The sequence below is a fragment of the Corynebacterium sp. SCR221107 genome, assembly GCF_027886475.1.
Classification (GTDB): domain Bacteria; phylum Actinomycetota; class Actinomycetes; order Mycobacteriales; family Mycobacteriaceae; genus Corynebacterium.
In genome coordinates, this window is record NZ_CP115670.1 from 1,985,468 (window position 1) to 2,001,117 (window position 15,650).

The 15,650-nt window shown below is 60.1% G+C and carries 13 protein-coding genes; 4 read left to right on the forward strand and 9 right to left on the reverse strand.

Features of this window, described 5'->3' with window-relative positions; genetic code table 11:
- Window positions 1–34: 34 nt before the first annotated feature.
- The 4 genes from rnc to gdhA form a co-directional block, all read right to left on the reverse strand.
- Window positions 35–844 (reverse strand): ribonuclease III, encoded by an 810-nt coding sequence (gene rnc / locus PAB09_RS08545; RefSeq protein ID WP_271033261.1) that lies wholly within the window; start codon window positions 842–844, stop codon window positions 35–37.
- Window positions 841–1,320: a YceD family protein gene (locus tag PAB09_RS08550; RefSeq protein WP_271035350.1), complete on the reverse strand. Its 480-nt coding sequence runs from the start codon at window positions 1,318–1,320 to the stop codon at window positions 841–843. Before PAB09_RS08550 ends, rnc begins: the two co-directional genes overlap by 4 nt.
- Before the next feature lie 127 nt (window positions 1,321–1,447).
- A complete protein-coding gene (locus PAB09_RS08555) occupies window positions 1,448–2,209 on the reverse strand; it encodes a DivIVA domain-containing protein (RefSeq protein WP_271033262.1) in 762 nt (253 codons plus the stop codon).
- 222 nt (window positions 2,210–2,431) lie between these two features.
- Window positions 2,432–3,775, reverse strand: a complete 1,344-nt coding sequence (gdhA, locus tag PAB09_RS08560; RefSeq protein ID WP_271033263.1) for an NADP-specific glutamate dehydrogenase — start codon at window positions 3,773–3,775, stop codon at window positions 2,432–2,434.
- A 648-nt stretch (window positions 3,776–4,423) separates the two neighbouring features.
- Here gdhA and PAB09_RS08565 point away from each other — a divergent pair.
- A complete protein-coding gene (locus tag PAB09_RS08565; RefSeq protein ID WP_271033264.1) occupies window positions 4,424–5,605 on the forward strand; it encodes a glycerate kinase in 1,182 nt (393 codons plus the stop codon).
- A gap of 51 nt (window positions 5,606–5,656) precedes the next feature.
- On the opposite strand, the gene PAB09_RS08570 is transcribed toward PAB09_RS08565, so the two are convergent.
- Window positions 5,657–6,097, reverse strand: coding sequence for a hypothetical protein (locus PAB09_RS08570; protein ID WP_271033265.1), 441 nt, complete (start codon window positions 6,095–6,097; stop codon window positions 5,657–5,659).
- Window positions 6,098–6,128: 31 nt separating this feature from the next.
- Here PAB09_RS08570 and PAB09_RS08575 point away from each other — a divergent pair, with 31 nt between their 5' ends.
- Both PAB09_RS08575 and PAB09_RS08580 read left to right on the forward strand, forming a co-directional pair.
- On the forward strand, window positions 6,129–7,487 hold the full coding sequence (locus tag PAB09_RS08575) for a DUF4921 family protein (protein WP_271033266.1): 1,359 nt from the start codon (window positions 6,129–6,131) through the stop codon (window positions 7,485–7,487).
- Window positions 7,488–7,710: 223 nt separating this feature from the next.
- Window positions 7,711–9,003 carry an amidohydrolase gene (locus tag PAB09_RS08580; RefSeq protein WP_271033267.1) on the forward strand — a complete coding sequence of 431 codons (1,293 nt, stop codon included), beginning with the start codon at window positions 7,711–7,713 and terminating at the stop codon, window positions 9,001–9,003.
- Here the strand turns inward: PAB09_RS08580 and PAB09_RS08585 are convergent.
- Window positions 9,000–9,389, reverse strand: coding sequence for a DCC1-like thiol-disulfide oxidoreductase family protein (locus tag PAB09_RS08585; protein WP_271033268.1), 390 nt, complete (start codon window positions 9,387–9,389; stop codon window positions 9,000–9,002). The two genes, PAB09_RS08580 and PAB09_RS08585, sit on opposite strands and share 4 nt — an antisense overlap.
- Window positions 9,380–9,715 carry a hypothetical protein gene (locus PAB09_RS08590; RefSeq protein WP_271033269.1) on the reverse strand — a complete coding sequence of 112 codons (336 nt, stop codon included), beginning with the start codon at window positions 9,713–9,715 and terminating at the stop codon, window positions 9,380–9,382. The genes PAB09_RS08585 and PAB09_RS08590 overlap by 10 nt, the downstream gene beginning before the upstream one ends.
- A gap of 93 nt (window positions 9,716–9,808) precedes the next feature.
- Between PAB09_RS08590 and PAB09_RS08595 the strand changes: the two genes are divergently transcribed.
- Window positions 9,809–12,199 carry a glycogen/starch/alpha-glucan phosphorylase gene (locus PAB09_RS08595; RefSeq protein ID WP_271033270.1) on the forward strand — a complete coding sequence of 797 codons (2,391 nt, stop codon included), beginning with the start codon at window positions 9,809–9,811 and terminating at the stop codon, window positions 12,197–12,199.
- 419 nt (window positions 12,200–12,618) lie between these two features.
- On the opposite strand, the gene pyk is transcribed toward PAB09_RS08595, so the two are convergent.
- Together pyk and lgt are read right to left on the reverse strand one after the other, a co-directional pair.
- Window positions 12,619–14,037, reverse strand: a complete 1,419-nt coding sequence (gene pyk, locus PAB09_RS08600; protein WP_271033271.1) for a pyruvate kinase — start codon at window positions 14,035–14,037, stop codon at window positions 12,619–12,621.
- Window positions 14,038–14,512: 475 nt separating this feature from the next.
- A complete protein-coding gene (gene lgt, locus PAB09_RS08605; RefSeq protein ID WP_271033272.1) occupies window positions 14,513–15,412 on the reverse strand; it encodes a prolipoprotein diacylglyceryl transferase in 900 nt (299 codons plus the stop codon).
- Window positions 15,413–15,650 lie beyond the last annotated feature (238 nt).

Consider the following 15,650-nt stretch of genomic DNA (forward strand, 5'->3'; position numbering starts at 1 on the left):
AGAATCCCGCGGAGCACCCTACGCACAAGCGCGATTAGGCGTTTTCCGGAGTTTCCCCCGCGTCGTGCGGCTGGCCAGCGGTCGCCGTCTTCTTCAGCTTCCCGAAGGTGATGTCGTCGGCGAGCGCACCGACGGCAACATGTGCCGCCGCCTGCTCTGCAAGTTTCTTATTCGTCCCCTGCCCCACACCGAGCTTTTCTCCGCCGACATACACCACGGCGGTGAAGGTCTGCTCATGCTCTGGGCCGGTGGAGCTCGCCTCGTAGACGGGCATCTCCAATTTGCGTTCCGCAAGGCGCTCCTGCAAGGTGGTCTTCCAGTCCTGATGGCGACCCGTTGCCGAGGCGACGTCGATCTTGTGTTGGAAGAGCCGCAAGACCGTATCGCGGGCGACCTCGAAGCCGTGGGTGCGGTAAATCGCTCCCAAGATCGCTTCGGTGGTGTCGGCCAGAATCGAGTCTTTATCGCGGCCGTCGGTGACGATTTCCCCCTTACCGAGCAAAATGTATTGTCCGAGCGAGATCTCTCGGGCAATGTCGGCCAAGCCGTAGCGGCTCACGATGGAAGCGCGCATCTTGGAGATATCACTTTCCGGGCGAGTCGGATACTGCTGGTAGAGCTGTCCTGCCACCGACAAGCCGAGAACCGCATCACCGAGAAATTCGAGCCGCTCGTTGTTGGGCAGGTGTCCATTCTCGTTGGCAAAAGAGCGATGCGTCAGCGCGTGGATAAGCAGATCCTTCGGGATTTCCACCCCGAGTGAGCTAAGCAGCGGACCGTAGTCAACCTCAGCGGTGGCCGCCTCCAGTGCCTCTTTACCCGTCAGCCGCTTGCGTTTGCTCATAGAAACTTCTCCAAACCTGCCCATCGTGGATCGGTGCGTTCTTCCTCGCCGGAAATCCCATCCGGTGCGGGAACGTCGCTGTTTTCTTCGCATCCGCCCTCGCAGGTGGGATTGAAGGGAAGGCTGAGGCCTGCTTCATCGATAACCGCCTGCACAAGGTCGATGTGATCATTGTCCACCATCGGCAGTTCGTCTTCGTCATCGCCTGCCTCATCGCCAGTAATGAAGTCCTCGCTCGCGGCAAAAACAACGTTGACATGGATCTGCGTCTCGGGATGCAACGGCTTCAGGCATCTCACGCATTCGCCGGTGAGGGTCGCGGTCACGGTGGCATCAGCCATGACTGCATCGCCCAAAGGAGTCAGCGTTGCTTCGACGCTGACAGGCGCCGACTCCTCAATAGCGATCATTGCCGGGCCGATACGCACCGGTGAGGGTCCCTGCTGAGTGACGGTTTCAGCCATGCCGCGGCGCATGATGGCCCCGACATCGAAAATAAAAGGGCTGTTTTTACTTTTGGCGCTGTGCCCGGTGTGCCCGGTGTGCCCGTTTGGTCCAAAGTCTGTACTCATGGTGGATGCGTTCTCCATTGGGGGAAGTCTACTAGGCGTCGTATTCGCCGCGGCCGGTGGTGCCGTAGTCGTCGCGATAGTCCTCGCGATTGACGGCGCTGTGGCGCGAGACGCCGGCACCCTGGCGAAGCGCCTTGCGGTCGCGGGAGACGGTGCGCAGGGTCACGGTCAGTGCCTCTTCAAACTTGGCGAGCTTTTCGTCAACAAATTCATCACACTCCGCGCGCAGGCGGTTGGAGTCAGCGTGCGCTGCGTCGACTACGCGGTGGGCTTCTTCGTTCGCCCGGCGCACGACCTCCGATTCGGAAACGAGGCGGTGCTGTTCGGCCAAGCCTTCTTCAACAGCGCGCTGGTATTGGTCGTTGCCGGAGGCAATCAGCCGTTCCGATTCGCTGCGTGCGCGTTCGACCGTATCGTTTGCTTCCCGACGCGCACCTGTCAGCAGCCGGTCAGCCTCATCTTCCGCCTTGGCAACGGTCACATGGGCGCGGTTTTCCGCATCGGCGACCATCTTATCGGCGTCCTCGCGCGCTCGGCGCACGATCTCTTCGGCCTCGTCCTCAGCACCCGTGACGATCTCGTTCGCGCGATCCTCGGCACCGCGCAACATCTCTGCCTGCTTATCGAGCACGTCCTGAGCATCATCGAGCTCCATCGGCAAGGCGTTACGCAGATCGTCCAAGATCGCCAACATATCGGCGCGTGGCACCATGCAATTAGAGGTCATGGGCACGCCATACGCCTGATCCACGATAGTAACTAGTTCATCAAGGGCTTCGAAGACTCGGTACATGCAGTCAATCGTACATGATGACCTGCAATGATGACGCTGCTAGCCCCGAGGAACACCAACGGGTATGAGCTGCTGCAACGACCAACTACCTAGGCTGGCACCACCGTCACCCGTCGCCAAGTCCTTTGAGCAGACAGCAAAGAAGTATTCATCCTGCACCAAATGACGGTGCAGGATGAATGCTTCACAAGGAATACTGCCTAAGGAAACAATCTCCTATTCTTAGATGATTCCCTGCGCCAGCATGGCGTCGGCAACCTTCTTGAAGCCGGCGATGTTGGCGCCGACCACGTAGTCGCCCTCACGACCGTACTCGCGAGCGGTAGCCTCACAGGTCTTGAAGATGTTGCGCATGATCTCGTGCAGGCGCTGGTCGGTGTACTCGAAGGACCAGGAGTCACGGGAAGCGTTCTGCTGCATCTCCAGTGCGGAGGTGGCAACGCCACCGGCGTTGGAGGCCTTGCCCGGTGCGAAGTGGATTCCCTTTTCGCGGAAGACTTCGATAGCCTCGGAGGTGGAAGGCATGTTGGCACCCTCGGCAACAAACTTGCAGCCATTGGCGGCCAGCGTACGTGCGTCGTCGCCGTCAAGCTCGTTCTGGGTGGCACAAGGAAGAGCAACGTCACACGGCAGGGACCAGATGGAGCCCTCAGTGTGCAGCTCGGCGCCCTCAACCTCTGCGACGTAGGCGGACACGCGCTCGCGGCGAACTTCCTTGATTTCCTTGAGCTTTGCCACATCGACACCGTTCGGGGTGGACACCCATCCGGAGGAATCGGAGAAGGCGATGACGGTGGCACCCAGCTCCTGGGCCTTTTCGATGGCGTAGATGGCAACGTTACCGGATCCGGAGACGATAACCTTGGCGCCTTCGAAGGAAGCACCGTGGTGAGTAAGCATCTCGTGGGCGAAGTAGACCAGGCCATAGCCGGTGGCCTCGGTGCGCACCAGCGAGCCACCCCAAGAAAGACCCTTGCCGGTCAGAACGCCGGACTCGTGCTGGTTAGCAAGGCGACGGTACTGGCCGAACAGGTAGCCGATCTCGCGGCCACCGACGCCGATGTCGCCGGCAGGAACGTCGCGGTACTGGCCGATGTGGCGGTGCAGCTCTGTCATGAAGGACTGGCAGAAACGCATGATTTCGGCATCCGACTTGCCCTTCGGGTCGAAGTCGGAGCCACCCTTGCCGCCACCGATGGGCAGGCCGGTCAGGGAGTTCTTAAAGATCTGCTCGAAGCCCAGGAACTTGATGATGCCCAGGTTCACGGACGGGTGGAAACGCAGGCCACCCTTGTAGGGGCCAAGCGCAGAGTTGAACTGAACGCGGAAACCACGGTTAACCTGAACGACACCGTTGTCGTCGACCCACGGCACGCGGAAGATCAGCTGACGCTCCGGCTCACACAAACGCTGGATGAGCCCCTGGTCAGCGTAGTGGCTGTCCTTTTCCAAGACGATCTTCAGGGAGTCCAGGACCTCTGCGACTGCCTGGTGGAACTCGGGCTCGCCAGCGTTGCGCTGAAGAACCATGTCGTAGTAGCCAGCGACCTTTTCTTCGATTGACATGTGCACCCTTCCTATTGGCACTAAACGATCGTTCGCGGATTATCTACCTCACTGTGGGGCGTAACACCGCCCCGGCGCCACGAGTAGCGCGCACAAGGACCCGCTGCATCTTCATGGGGCTCACGTACAATCCCAGATCGTGAAACCACAGGAATGCTGCAGCGGGAAATAGTCGAGAAAAAAATTCCTAACTATTACTAAATAGATAATCTCGGCATAAGGCAGGTTACTCGCTCAATCTGAATTCCGAGAAACCTTTTTCCCAAAACTTGGACAATTACATCTCGAATCATGGGAAAACTACCCCCGCCATAGACCCTGAGCTGCACAAAACCGTTGTTGTGGTGTTTGTCTCTTAGCAGCATGCCTTCCCATTAAGCAGTCGCTCGCACTGCCTCACTAATTCAACCTTGTGCCGCCGTTACTGCACCGACAACCGGTGTTACCTATTTTGAGTTTTCCATCATGCGCCTAGTGCTTACCGACGCCCACCTGCCCCACGCAGCACCGTTTCTTCACGAGGTTGCTCCCTCGTTTTCCCACCTTCCCTCTTGGAGGTGGCACCCACCGGCGCGGTCGTTTCACCCACCCCCGCTACAATTTCTTTCACGTCATCATCTCGCCCATTGCCGACCAGGAGCCAGACCCGTGAACGCAACCCCCGAAAACGACGCTGCGCACCGCATTGTCATCGCCCCGGATTCCTTCAAATCAACGGCCTCTTCCCCACAAGCCGGGGGCTACCTTTTCGAGGGTGTGATGAAGGCCTTAGAGGAACGCGGGGTTGCCGGGCAGTTCTCGGTTGAGGTTTTCCCCATGGCCGACGGCGGCGAGGGCACCGCTTCCGTTTTTGAGGGACAGAAGATCACGCTACCCACGACAGATGCGATCGGACGACTCACCGAGGCAAGCTATGTCTTTGATCCATCCACCGCCACCGCGTACATCGACGTTGCCGCGGCCAGCGGCCTTCCCGCGGTTGCCGATGCCCCCACGGCGCTGAAGGCGGACACATACGGCACCGGTGTGCTCATCGCCGACGCGCAAACCCGCGGCGCCACCCGCATCGTCTTAGGCCTGGGAGGCTCCGCGACCACCGATGGAGCCACCGGCATTTTATGCGCGCTCGGCGCGCAGCCCCTCGACGATGCCGGCCTGCCGCTGCGCCCGGGGGGTGGCGAACTCAGGCGCATCGCCAGCGTGGACACCGCACAGCTTAATATTCCGGCAGCCGCACTTGAGTGGGTGTTGCTTTCCGACGTCACCAATCCCGCCATTGGCGAGCGCGGCACCGCGCGGGTTTTCGCACCGCAAAAGGGCGCCAGCGACGAGGAAGTTGAGCAATTAGAGCAGGCCATCGCCACCTATGCCCGGGTACTTGAAATCGACCCCACCGTGGCAGGCATGGGGGCTGCCGGAGCCATCCCGGTGGGGATCACATGGCTCTCGCGCCTGTTGCACGGCGACGATTCCCACGTTCATCTGCTCCCCGGCGCGCGTGTGGTTGCGGATTCGACGGGGCTTGCCGAAGCACTGGGACGCGCCGACGTGCTCATCACCGGGGAGGGTCGTTTTGATGGCCAGTCGCTGGGAGGCAAGGTGGTGGGCACCTTGGTGGATATGGCTGCGCAGGTCCGTAACTGTGGTGGCACCGACGCCGGTGTCGGCGTTTTCATTGCCGCAGGCCAAGTTGGCGAGGATGCAAGCGTGCCCGAAGGAGCTGAGGTCGTGGAGCTTATCGACGCTGCCGACGTGCGCGCCCAGCTTGTCGACGCGGGCTATCGGATCGCACAGGTGGTTGTCGATCGTTTCGAACCCGCCGTGAGCTAGGACGCGGGAATTTGAAAGAGTTTCGCCCCTAGCAACCCACACGCCTTTTACTTAGCCGCGAGCGATCTGCACCGTCCAGGGGAAGATCGCCGGCTGCTCGAAAGCGGTTTCCTTTTCCAGCGCCACCCCATCCGCCGGGAGGGTGGCTGCGGGGGTGAGAATGCGGGAGAACAACATCGCGAGATCGTTGACGGAACCAGTAACGCCCTCAACCCTAATGAGGTAACCGTGGGGTGAAAGCCCACTTGTGAATTCGGCTACTTCATCGACGTCGTGCTCACGTTCGGTGGTGTAAGTCAGGCGCAGCTGCGCCTCCACAACCGGCTCGATCGACGGCTGCGGGTTGTGAGTGACGTGCGCGTTTGAGATTTTGCCGTCGCGGATAAGAAGCTTCGCAAGCTCCTCGAAGCGCGCGGGAAGTCCTATCGCATGCTCCTTATCGATCAGGCAGACAAAGTAAATAGAAGCATCAATGGGCGTAACAGTAGGCATGTTCACAGAGTAGCTAATAACCTTAAAAGTTATGAGCTCCCCTATCTTCACGCGCCCCACCCCGATCCTGACGATGGCCGACGGCACTGTCAAGCAGGTCAATCCCTTTTCCGGCACCCAAGTCTGGACAGTGCCCGGGCGCGGAAATAGGCCTTTGTCCAAGCCTGCGGTTAACGTCGTCAAGCTCAATGACGCTGACCACGCGGCAGCCTGTGCTTTTTGCAGCGACCGCAACCTAGAAACGCCGCCGGAAAAGGCGCGGGTGATCGCACGCAGCGTGGCCGAGGCCGCAGGCATCGAGGCCGATTCGCTTACCGACGACTACGTGCTCGCCCGCAGGCAAACCATCGAGCAGCAGGTCACCGGCTATGAATTCCGGCGGGTATCCAACCTGTTCGAGATCGTCACTTTTGAGTACTGGGAGGCCAACTACGGCTATCAGCCCGACGCGATCACCAGCGAGTGGATGGACGCCTACCTGGCAAGTCCGCAGGGACGCGCGCACGTCATCAACACCGTACGTACCAAGCGCACGGCCGCCGGCCTAGACCCGAACGGGGCCGAGGAGGTGCTGCTGGCGGGTGCGACCGCATTTTTCGCCGGCGGCCACGACCTCATCATCGGTGCACGCCACTACACCCCGGGCGCTACGACTTCGGACCAGTTAGCAAGCTCCGGCACCCTCAGCGTCGCCGAACACGAGGCACTCATGGCCTTTACCATCGACTCGATGCACGACCTCTACCAGCGCAACCGCTACGCCCCCTACGTGGCGGTGTTTCAGAATTGGCTCAAACCAGCAGGCGCCAGCTTCGACCATCTGCACAAGCAGCTCGTGGCCATCGACGAGCGCGGGGTGCAGGCCGAAATGGAAATTGCGCGGCTGCGCAGCAACCCGAACATGTACAACGAATGGGCGGTAGACTACGCCGCCTCGCACAACCTCATCATCGCCGAAAACGACCACGCGGTGCTGTTTGCAGGATTCGGTCACCGCTACCCCACCTTGGAAATCTTCTCCAAGTCGCCGACCGCCGAGCCGTGGAAGCAGACGCCTGAGGAGATTCGCGGCATGAGCGATCTGGTTCACGCCGCCCACGCCGCCACCGGCCCGGACGTGCCATGCAACGAAGAGTGGCACCACAAGCCAGCCGACTTGGACATGCCCATGCCGTGGCGCATCATGCTCAAGTGGCGCGTGTCCAACCTCGCAGGATTCGAGGGTGGCACCAAGATCTACCTGAACACACTGTCACCATGGAATATCCGCGACCGCATCGTGAGCACAATGTACAAGCTCCGCGACGCGGGGCTTATCGCCGATACCCTGCGCATCGCCACCGAGTGCGAGGTCAAGCGCAATTCCCTTAAGTACAATCCGTTCCTCTAATAGGCGCTGTCCATTCGCACCCAGCACCCGTTGAAAACACCGTGTTCTTCCGGTGCGCTGCGGGCACGTGCCATCCGCGGCGGTTGCCCGTGCCCGCTTGCTCGGTGGGGTCCTCGGCATCAAGCTCGCCAACGCCTAACGGTTAGCGGGTTTCGGGCTCATCAGTGCCCATACGTGCGTCGACTTTTGTCAATGACGAAGGTGACTCCCTAAGGTAATGGTCATGCCTGCCTCATCGACCATCGCCGACCTCCTTGCCAACCTGACCCCTGAAACCTGTGACCTTTCTTGGCAGCGCGAGGTGTATGTCCACATGCACCGCAACCCCGAACTTTCGGGACGGGAGGAAAACACTGCTGCCTTCATCGCCTCACAGTTGGACCGCTTCGACTGCGAGGTCACCACGGGTATCGGGGGATACGGCATCGTCGCGGTCTTTCGCAATGGCGACGGTCCGGTTGCCCTCATGCGCGCCGACTTCGATGGGCTGCCGGTCCTAGAAGCCACCGGCGTCGAATTTGCATCCGATAAGAAGGTACTGGTCGACGAGGTTCCTACCCCCGTCATGCACGCCTGCGGCCATGACATGCACACCACAGGATTGCTGGGGGCCTGCCAGATCCTCGATACCCACCGTGATGCCTGGCGCGGGACGTTTATCGCCTTATTCCAGCCCAGTGAGGAAAACGGAGGTGGTGCGCTCGCGATGGTCAGCGACGGGCTGACATCGTTGATTCCACAGCCGGACGTGTGCTTTGGACAACACATCATCGCAGGGCCGGCGGGCACCGTGATGTCGATGCCGGGAGCTGCCATGGCGACCTGCGATTCGATTGACATTCGTCTCACCGGCCGCTCGGCGCATGGCTCCATGCCACACAACTCCATCGACCCGACCCTGACGGCGGCGATGATCGTCGTGCGACTGCAGGCCATCGTCGGCCGCGAGATTGCCCCCGATGATTTCGCGGTGGTGTCCGTGGGCACCCTCCAAGCCGGACACTCCAACAACACGATTCCCGGCGAGGGTCGCATCGTGCTCAACTGTCGCACCTATAGTCTGAAGACGCGCGACAAACTCTATGCCGCCATCGAGCGGGTGGTCCATGCCGAATGCGCGGCAAGTGGCATGCAGGTCACCCCCGAGATCTCCTATTTCGCCCACGGCCCGTTGACCGCGAACGACCCCCACGTCTTCACCCGCGTGCGCGAGCAATTCGACGCCGTCTTCGGTGCCGATTCCACCACCGCGAAGCCATGGACGGCCTCCGAGGATTTCCCCAATCTACCCGAGGCCTTCGGCGCGCCCTATTTATTCTGGACCGTGGGAGCTACCCCTCGAGCCATGTGGGACAAGGCGGTTGCAGCAGACAACGTCGAGGCCACCATTCCGGTCAACCACATGGGCACGTTCCTGCCAGATTTCGAGCCCACCGTCGCCGCCTGTACAAAGGCAGCTGCCACCGCCGTCCTGACCTATTTGGGAAGCGCGGGAGATAGAGATAGCTCCAACTAGGCAGCAATCCGGCACGAAGTAAGCCCTAGGGCGGCCCCGATTGTATGTCGGTGCGTTGCCACGTACTCATACGTCTTCGCCCACAGCGGTTCCAATGCCCGCGCGAGAAGGATGTTTCCGGCGAGCCTGATCACCGAGTGCTTGCCTCCGTCGCGCAGGGCTGCGCCGATCGCCCGGTGCCCGACGTACGACTGCAAACCGCTGTGTGCAATAGCCGCATGGTCGATGGTGTGGCGCACAATAGTAGGCACGGTGTCGTCGTCAGGACCTGCGGCAATGGTGCGCGCCCGTGTGATCTTTTCTAGGATCTGGGCGCTGGCTTGGCACAGACCGCAGTCGCGATCATAGAAAAACTCCACCGGGGCTAATGAAGGTGTCAAAGGCACGAGGCTTTTTGCTCCTTGTCGCTATTGGGGTCCGACATTTGATGGCCAATGGGATCCGTCATGGCCACGCGCATTCGTGCCTCTGGGGTCGACACAGGTTCGCGGGCGATGAGGTATTGCCCATGGCTTTCATTCCACCATATTGTCTCGAGAGATTTTGCGTTGCTGGAGGCTTGATCGTGCGCACCGGAGGCGTCGGAAAGCAAAATGCGCGGCAAGCGGAGACCGCCTTTTTCGGTTAAGCGGACACCGACGCACACGACAATGAGAATGAAATCGACGTAAATTTGCGCAAAAACTAAGAAAAACATCACAAAAACACGCAAAAATGTGGTTTTCGACCTTAGTGGAGATGATGGTTTCGGTTTCGCCTTATATGCTTAATCCCGTACTTGTCTACCAACCCCAGGAGAACACACATGAGTGATACCGCGCAGTCGACATCGCTTCGCGAGACCGTTGGAGGCCACGTCCGCGCAGTCTCCGGCACCTCCCCTGAAACCGCCACAGACCGCAAATTCTGGTTCGGCCTTTCCCACAACGTCATGGAAAGGCTTGCGGAAAACTGGGAGAAGACGACCAACGCGTACGCCGCCACCCGCCAGCAGCACTATTTCTCTGCGGAGTTCCTCATGGGACGCGCGCTGCTGAACAACCTCACCAACCTGGGACTCGTCGAGGAGGCAGAGGAGGCCGTCCGCGCCAATGGGCATGAGCTCTCGGACATTCTTGAGGCCGAAAACGATGCCGCGCTCGGCAACGGAGGCTTGGGACGCCTGGCAGCATGCTTCCTCGATTCCGCAGTGACCCATGACTACCCGGTCACCGGCTACGGACTGCTCTACCGCTACGGCCTGTTCCGCCAGGAGTTCAAAGATGGCTTCCAGCATGAGTCCCCGGACGCATGGAAGGAGGACGGCTACCCGTTTACCGTGCGGCGTGAGACCCAGCAGCGCATCGTCCGCTTCGACGACATGGTCGTGCGCGCCGTGCCCTATGACATGCCGATCTCTGGCTACGGCACCGACAACGTGGGCACCCTGCGTCTCTGGAAAGCCGAGCCGCTGGAGGAGTTCGACTACGACGCCTTCAACTCTCAGCGTTTCACCGACGCCATCGTCGAGCGCGAGCGGGTCATGGACCTGTGCCGCGTGCTCTACCCGAACGACACCACCTACGCCGGCAAGGTGCTGCGCGTGCGCCAGCAGTACTTCTTCGTCTCCGCCTCTCTGCAGGCGATGATCGACAACTACATCGCACACCACGGCGAGGACTTGAGCGACTTCGCCACCTACAACTCCATCCAGCTCAACGACACCCACCCGGTGCTGGCCATCCCCGAGCTCATGCGTTTGCTGCTCGACGAGCACGGCATGACCTGGGAGGCCGCCTGGGAGATCGTCTCGCACACCTTCGCCTACACCAACCACACCGTGTTGGCCGAGGCTCTTGAACAGTGGAATTGCTCCATCTTCCAGCAGCTGTTCGGCCGCGTCTTCGAGATCACCGTCGAGATCGACCGCCGTTTCCGGGAGGAAATGCGCGCCAAGGGCCTCGACGAGGGCACGATCAACTATATGTCCCCGGTGCACGACGGCAACGTCCACATGGCCTGGATCGCCTGCTACGCCGGCTACTCCATCAACGGCGTGGCCGCCCTGCACACCGAGATCATCAAAGCCGATACTCTCAAGCAGTGGCATGACATCTGGCCGGAGAAGTTCAACAACAAGACCAACGGTGTCACCCCGCGCCGCTGGCTGAAGATGTGCAACCCGCGCCTGGCCGATCTGTTGACCAAGCTTTCGGAGTCCGATGCGTGGGTCACCGACCTCGACGAGCTCAAGAGGCTGCGCGAGTTCGCCAACGACGACGAGGTCATGCAGGCGCTGCTCGACATCAAGCAGGCCAACAAGGAGGACTTCACCGCCTGGATCCTTGCCCGCCAGGGCGTCGAGGTGGATCCGAACTCCATCTTCGACGTTCAGATCAAGCGCCTGCACGAATACAAGCGCCAGCTGATGAACGCCCTCTACATCCTGGACCTCTACTTCCGCATCAAGGAGCAGGGGCTTTCCGACGTACCGCCACGCACCTTCATCTTCGGTGCCAAGGCCGCCCCAGGTTATGTGCGCGCGAAGGCGATCATCAAGCTCATCAACGCCATCGCCGACCTCATCAACAACGACCCGGAGGTCTCCAAGACCCTGCACGTGGTTTTCGTGGAAAACTACAACGTCTCCCCGGCCGAGCACATCATCCCGGCCGCCGATGTCTCCGAGCAGATCTCCACCGCCGGCAAGGAGGCCTCGGGCACCTCCAACATGAAGTTCATGATGAACGGTGCCCTCACCCTAGGCACCCTCGACGGCGCCAACGTGGAGATCCTCGACTCGGTTGGCGAGGACAACGCCTACATCTTCGGTGCCAAGAATGAAGAGCTGCCGGAGCTGCGCGCCCACTACAATCCACAGCATGCGTATGAGACCGTGCCCGGCCTCAACCGTGTGCTCGATGCCCTGGTCGATGGCACCCTCTCGGACAATAACACCGGCATGTTCCACGACCTGCGCTCCTCGCTGCTCGACGGCGGCGGTTGGGAGACCCCGGACGTCTACTACGTGCTCGGCGATTTCGCCGACTACCGCGCCACCCGCGACCGCATGGCCGCCGACTACTACGCCGACCGACTGGCCTGGGCACGGATGTGCTGGGTCAACATCTGCGAGTCGGGCCGATTCTCCTCCGACCGCACCATCGGCGATTACGCCCGTGAGGTCTGGAAGCTGGAGCCGACCCCCATTTCCTAAGTCTTAGGTGACGGGCGGATAGCAACCCTCGCTCAACACCGCCTCCCCTTCGTGGGGAGGCGGTTTGTTTTTCCCTGACTTCACCTTTCACGACGTTGAGGCACTCTTTGCCGGTTCACAAGCTTGGGATTGGCATCTCGCTTGTTTCGCTCCCCCAGTACTGGCAGTTACCTTCCTGTGCAAAAGGAAACGCTCGATCTGAGGAAAGCTTCCATAACCTCAGGGCAATGCTGCCTCGTGCGTTTCGAGTTCTTCCCACGAACCCATGCGATCACGGCAAGTGTGCCAGCGCCGGAATCCTGGAGGATCCTTCTACTCCCCCAATCAACGCGTCGATAATCGTCCTTCTCACCCCTTCGAAACGCACAACGGCCGGTGCCCCTTTGGGCACCGGCCGAAGCTTTTACGCCTCAATGATCTTAGACGTGAGTATCCTCACCCAGCAGGTGGACGTGGATCATGTTGGTGTTGCCTGCGACTCCCGGAGGGGTACCGGCAACGACGACCATCATGTCATCACGGGAGTAGTTCTCCATCGCGAGCAACTGCTTGTCGATTTGAGCGAGCATGTCGTCGGTGTCCTTGACCTCAGGGGTAAGGAAGGTCTCTGCACCCCAGGTCAGTGCCAGCTGGCTGCGGACGGCCTGGGAAGGGGTAAACACCAGCAACGGCAGCGGCGAGTGCAAGCGAGCAACGCGCTTGGCGGTATCACCAGAGGATGTAAAGGCAACCAATGCCTTTGCATTGAGGCGCTCAGCGATGTCGCGAGCGGAGTAGGAGATAACGCCTCGCTTGGTGCGCGGGATGTGAGCAAGCTCCGGAATGCGACCGTCGGTCTCTGCGAAAGCAACGATGCGGGACATAGTGCGAACAACGTTGTGCGGGTCAACGCCGACGGAGGTCTCACCCGAAAGCATGACTGCATCGGCGCCATCGAGGACGGCGTTGGCCACGTCGGAAGCCTCAGCACGAGTCGGGCGCGAGTTCTCGATCATGGAGTCGAGCATCTGGGTTGCGACAATGACCGGCTTGGCGTTCTCGCGAGCGATCTGGATGGCACGCTTTTGCATGAGCGGAACCTGCTCCAGTGCGACCTCAACACCGAGGTCACCGCGGGCAACCATGATGCCGTCGAAGGCGAGGACGATGGACTCGAGCGCGTCGATGGCCTCTGGCTTCTCCAGCTTTGCAATAACGGGAACGCGGCGGCCTTCCTCATCCATGACTGCGTGGACAAGCTCGACGTCCTGCGGAGAGCGAACGAAGGACAAGGCGATGAAGTCAACGCCCAGATTGAGGGCAAAGCGCAGGTCGCGGATGTCTTTTTCAGACAGCGCCGGCACGGAGATGTCCATGCCCGGCAACGAAACCCCCTTGTTGTTGGAGACTGGGCCGCCTTCGACGACCTCACAGACGACGTCGTTGCCGTCGACTTCCTTGCACACCAAGGCAACCTTGCCGTCATCGACCAACAAGCGATCGCCAGGCTTGGCGTCCTTGGCCAGGTTCTTGTAGGTGGTAGACACGCGGTCGTGTGTACCCTCGACATCGTCGACGGTGATGCGCACGATCTCGCCGTTCTTCCACTCGGTGGCGCCGTCGATGAAGCGACCCAGGCGGATCTTCGGGCCCTGGAGGTCTGCCAAGATACCGACGGCCTTGCCGGTCTTATCGGTGGCCTTACGAACCCATTCATAGTTCTGCTTGTGATCGGCGTGCTCGCCGTGGGACATGTTCAAACGAGCGACGTTCATGCCGTCCTGCACCAGGCGCAGGATGGCGTCCTCACTGGCGACAGCGGGACCAAGAGTACAAACAATCTTTGTGCGACGTTCCATGTGCTCCAGCCTAATAGCCCAACCGCCCGGTTGCTAGGTTCTGTCGTGTCTGTTCGCGAATTTTTCACTTCAAGTCCACGGTTTGCACGCTGCCAAAACCGCCAAAAACAGACATGACCGGGCATATTCCCAAAGATTTTCCACACTAGTTTTCGCAAGCGATCTTCGTCACATGGCAACCATAATTTTCACTTAAGGGCGCCATCACCACCAAAATGACTGCATAAAACGGTACAGTGCAAACAATTGCATTCGACCTCCACAAAAAACGCCCCCTCCCCTTCCAATTTAAAAAAAGCCAAGGGGGCACGCTTCAACATGCAAATCTAATGCAAAAACCACATTGGATTCGGACTTCTTGGGAAGCCGCCACTGACAAGCAACCTATGGGCGTCGGCAAGCACTATTTAAGGCATTGCTTTTAAGGCCTTCAAGGTCTGTAAGCACTGCCTCTGAAAGAGAGGCTACCGCGGCGTCACGATGACGCTGGCCGTTCGTTCTTGTCACCAACCGCAGCGCTGCCAGCCACCTCCTGCGGCGCCTCGCGCCCCTTTTTAAGAAGGAAAAAGACCGCAACCGCTACCGCACATACGACGATGGAAACGAGTTCATTGATGCGCATACCGAAAACCATCGTGGCTGGATCGGTGCGCATCGTCTCAACGAAGAAACGCCCGAAGGTGTAACAGGCAACATACAGGGCAAATACTCGCCCGTGGCCGAGGTTCCATCGTTTGTCGGCCCACAGCAAGAAGACGCAGACGGCCACATTCCATACGAGTTCATACAAGAACGTCGGATGCACGGTGGCAATCACCTCGCCGGTGGATCGCCCGTTCAGTGGCGAATAGGTGCCATCGGCGGTCACCCGGTAGAAGATCTTCAAGGCCCAGGGCACCGTCGTCTCCGCGCCGTAGAGCTCCTGATTGAAGTAATTTCCCAGCCGCCCAATACCTTGGGCAAGGATGACCCCGGGAGCCAAGGCATCGGCGAAGGGGGCAAAAGGAATTCCCTTATAACGCAGATATCCCCACACGCTCAAGGTGCCTAGGGCAACCGCACCCCAGATACCCAGCCCACCGTTGGTGATGGCGAACACATCCATCGGATTGCAGTCGCTGCAGAAATACTGCTGGTGATCGGTGATGACATGATAGAGTCGGCCACCAATAATGCCGGTGGGAACGGCCACGATGGCCGCATCTAGCACCACATCGCCGTTGCCACCGCGGTCCACGTAACGCTTCCGACCGAGCCACAGGGCTGCGAAAATGCCAGCTATGATGCACAGCGCGTAGGCGCGGATCGGGATCGGCCCCAGGTGCCAGACGCCTTGCGGTGGCGAGGGAAATGCGGCCAACAAACTTTCGGTCATGGGTCTTTTTCCGTCCTTATATGTCCCTTGTACGTATTCGCCCATTTCCTCGTCCCCTGGGCGGGCATGCAGCTTCTAATACCCTAGCCTAGGCAGGTCACAGCGAGACCGGTTGCCTCCGCGCGCCTGCGTCCCCGACGAGGTCCGCTTCCTCCGATCGTCTCCCGGGCATTCGCACGGCGCCGCTTGTTGTTCGCCTCGCCGCGTCATCTCGCGTGTGCGGCCTGTGCCGCCACGG

What these genes read in the sequence shown, in the direction of transcription:
- pyk (WP_271033271.1), bottom strand. Translation starts at nt 14,037, where the DNA reads ATGGAACGTCGCACAAAGATTGTTTGTACTCTTGGTCCCGCTGTCGCC.
- rnc (WP_271033261.1), bottom strand. Translation starts at nt 844, where the DNA reads ATGAGCAAACGCAAGCGGCTGACGGGTAAAGAGGCACTGGAGGCGGCC.
- PAB09_RS08570 (WP_271033265.1), bottom strand. Translation starts at nt 6,097, where the DNA reads ATGCCTACTGTTACGCCCATTGATGCTTCTATTTACTTTGTCTGCCTG.
- PAB09_RS08550 (WP_271035350.1), bottom strand. Translation starts at nt 1,320, where the DNA reads ATGCGCCGCGGCATGGCTGAAACCGTCACTCAGCAGGGACCCTCACCG.
- PAB09_RS08595 (WP_271033270.1), top strand. Translation starts at nt 9,809, where the DNA reads ATGAGTGATACCGCGCAGTCGACATCGCTTCGCGAGACCGTTGGAGGC.
- PAB09_RS08555 (WP_271033262.1), bottom strand. Translation starts at nt 2,209, where the DNA reads ATGTACCGAGTCTTCGAAGCCCTTGATGAACTAGTTACTATCGTGGAT.
- PAB09_RS08575 (WP_271033266.1), top strand. Translation starts at nt 6,129, where the DNA reads ATGAGCTCCCCTATCTTCACGCGCCCCACCCCGATCCTGACGATGGCC.
- PAB09_RS08580 (WP_271033267.1), top strand. Translation starts at nt 7,711, where the DNA reads ATGCCTGCCTCATCGACCATCGCCGACCTCCTTGCCAACCTGACCCCT.
- lgt (WP_271033272.1), bottom strand. Translation starts at nt 15,412, where the DNA reads ATGACCGAAAGTTTGTTGGCCGCATTTCCCTCGCCACCGCAAGGCGTC.
- gdhA (WP_271033263.1), bottom strand. Translation starts at nt 3,775, where the DNA reads ATGTCAATCGAAGAAAAGGTCGCTGGCTACTACGACATGGTTCTTCAG.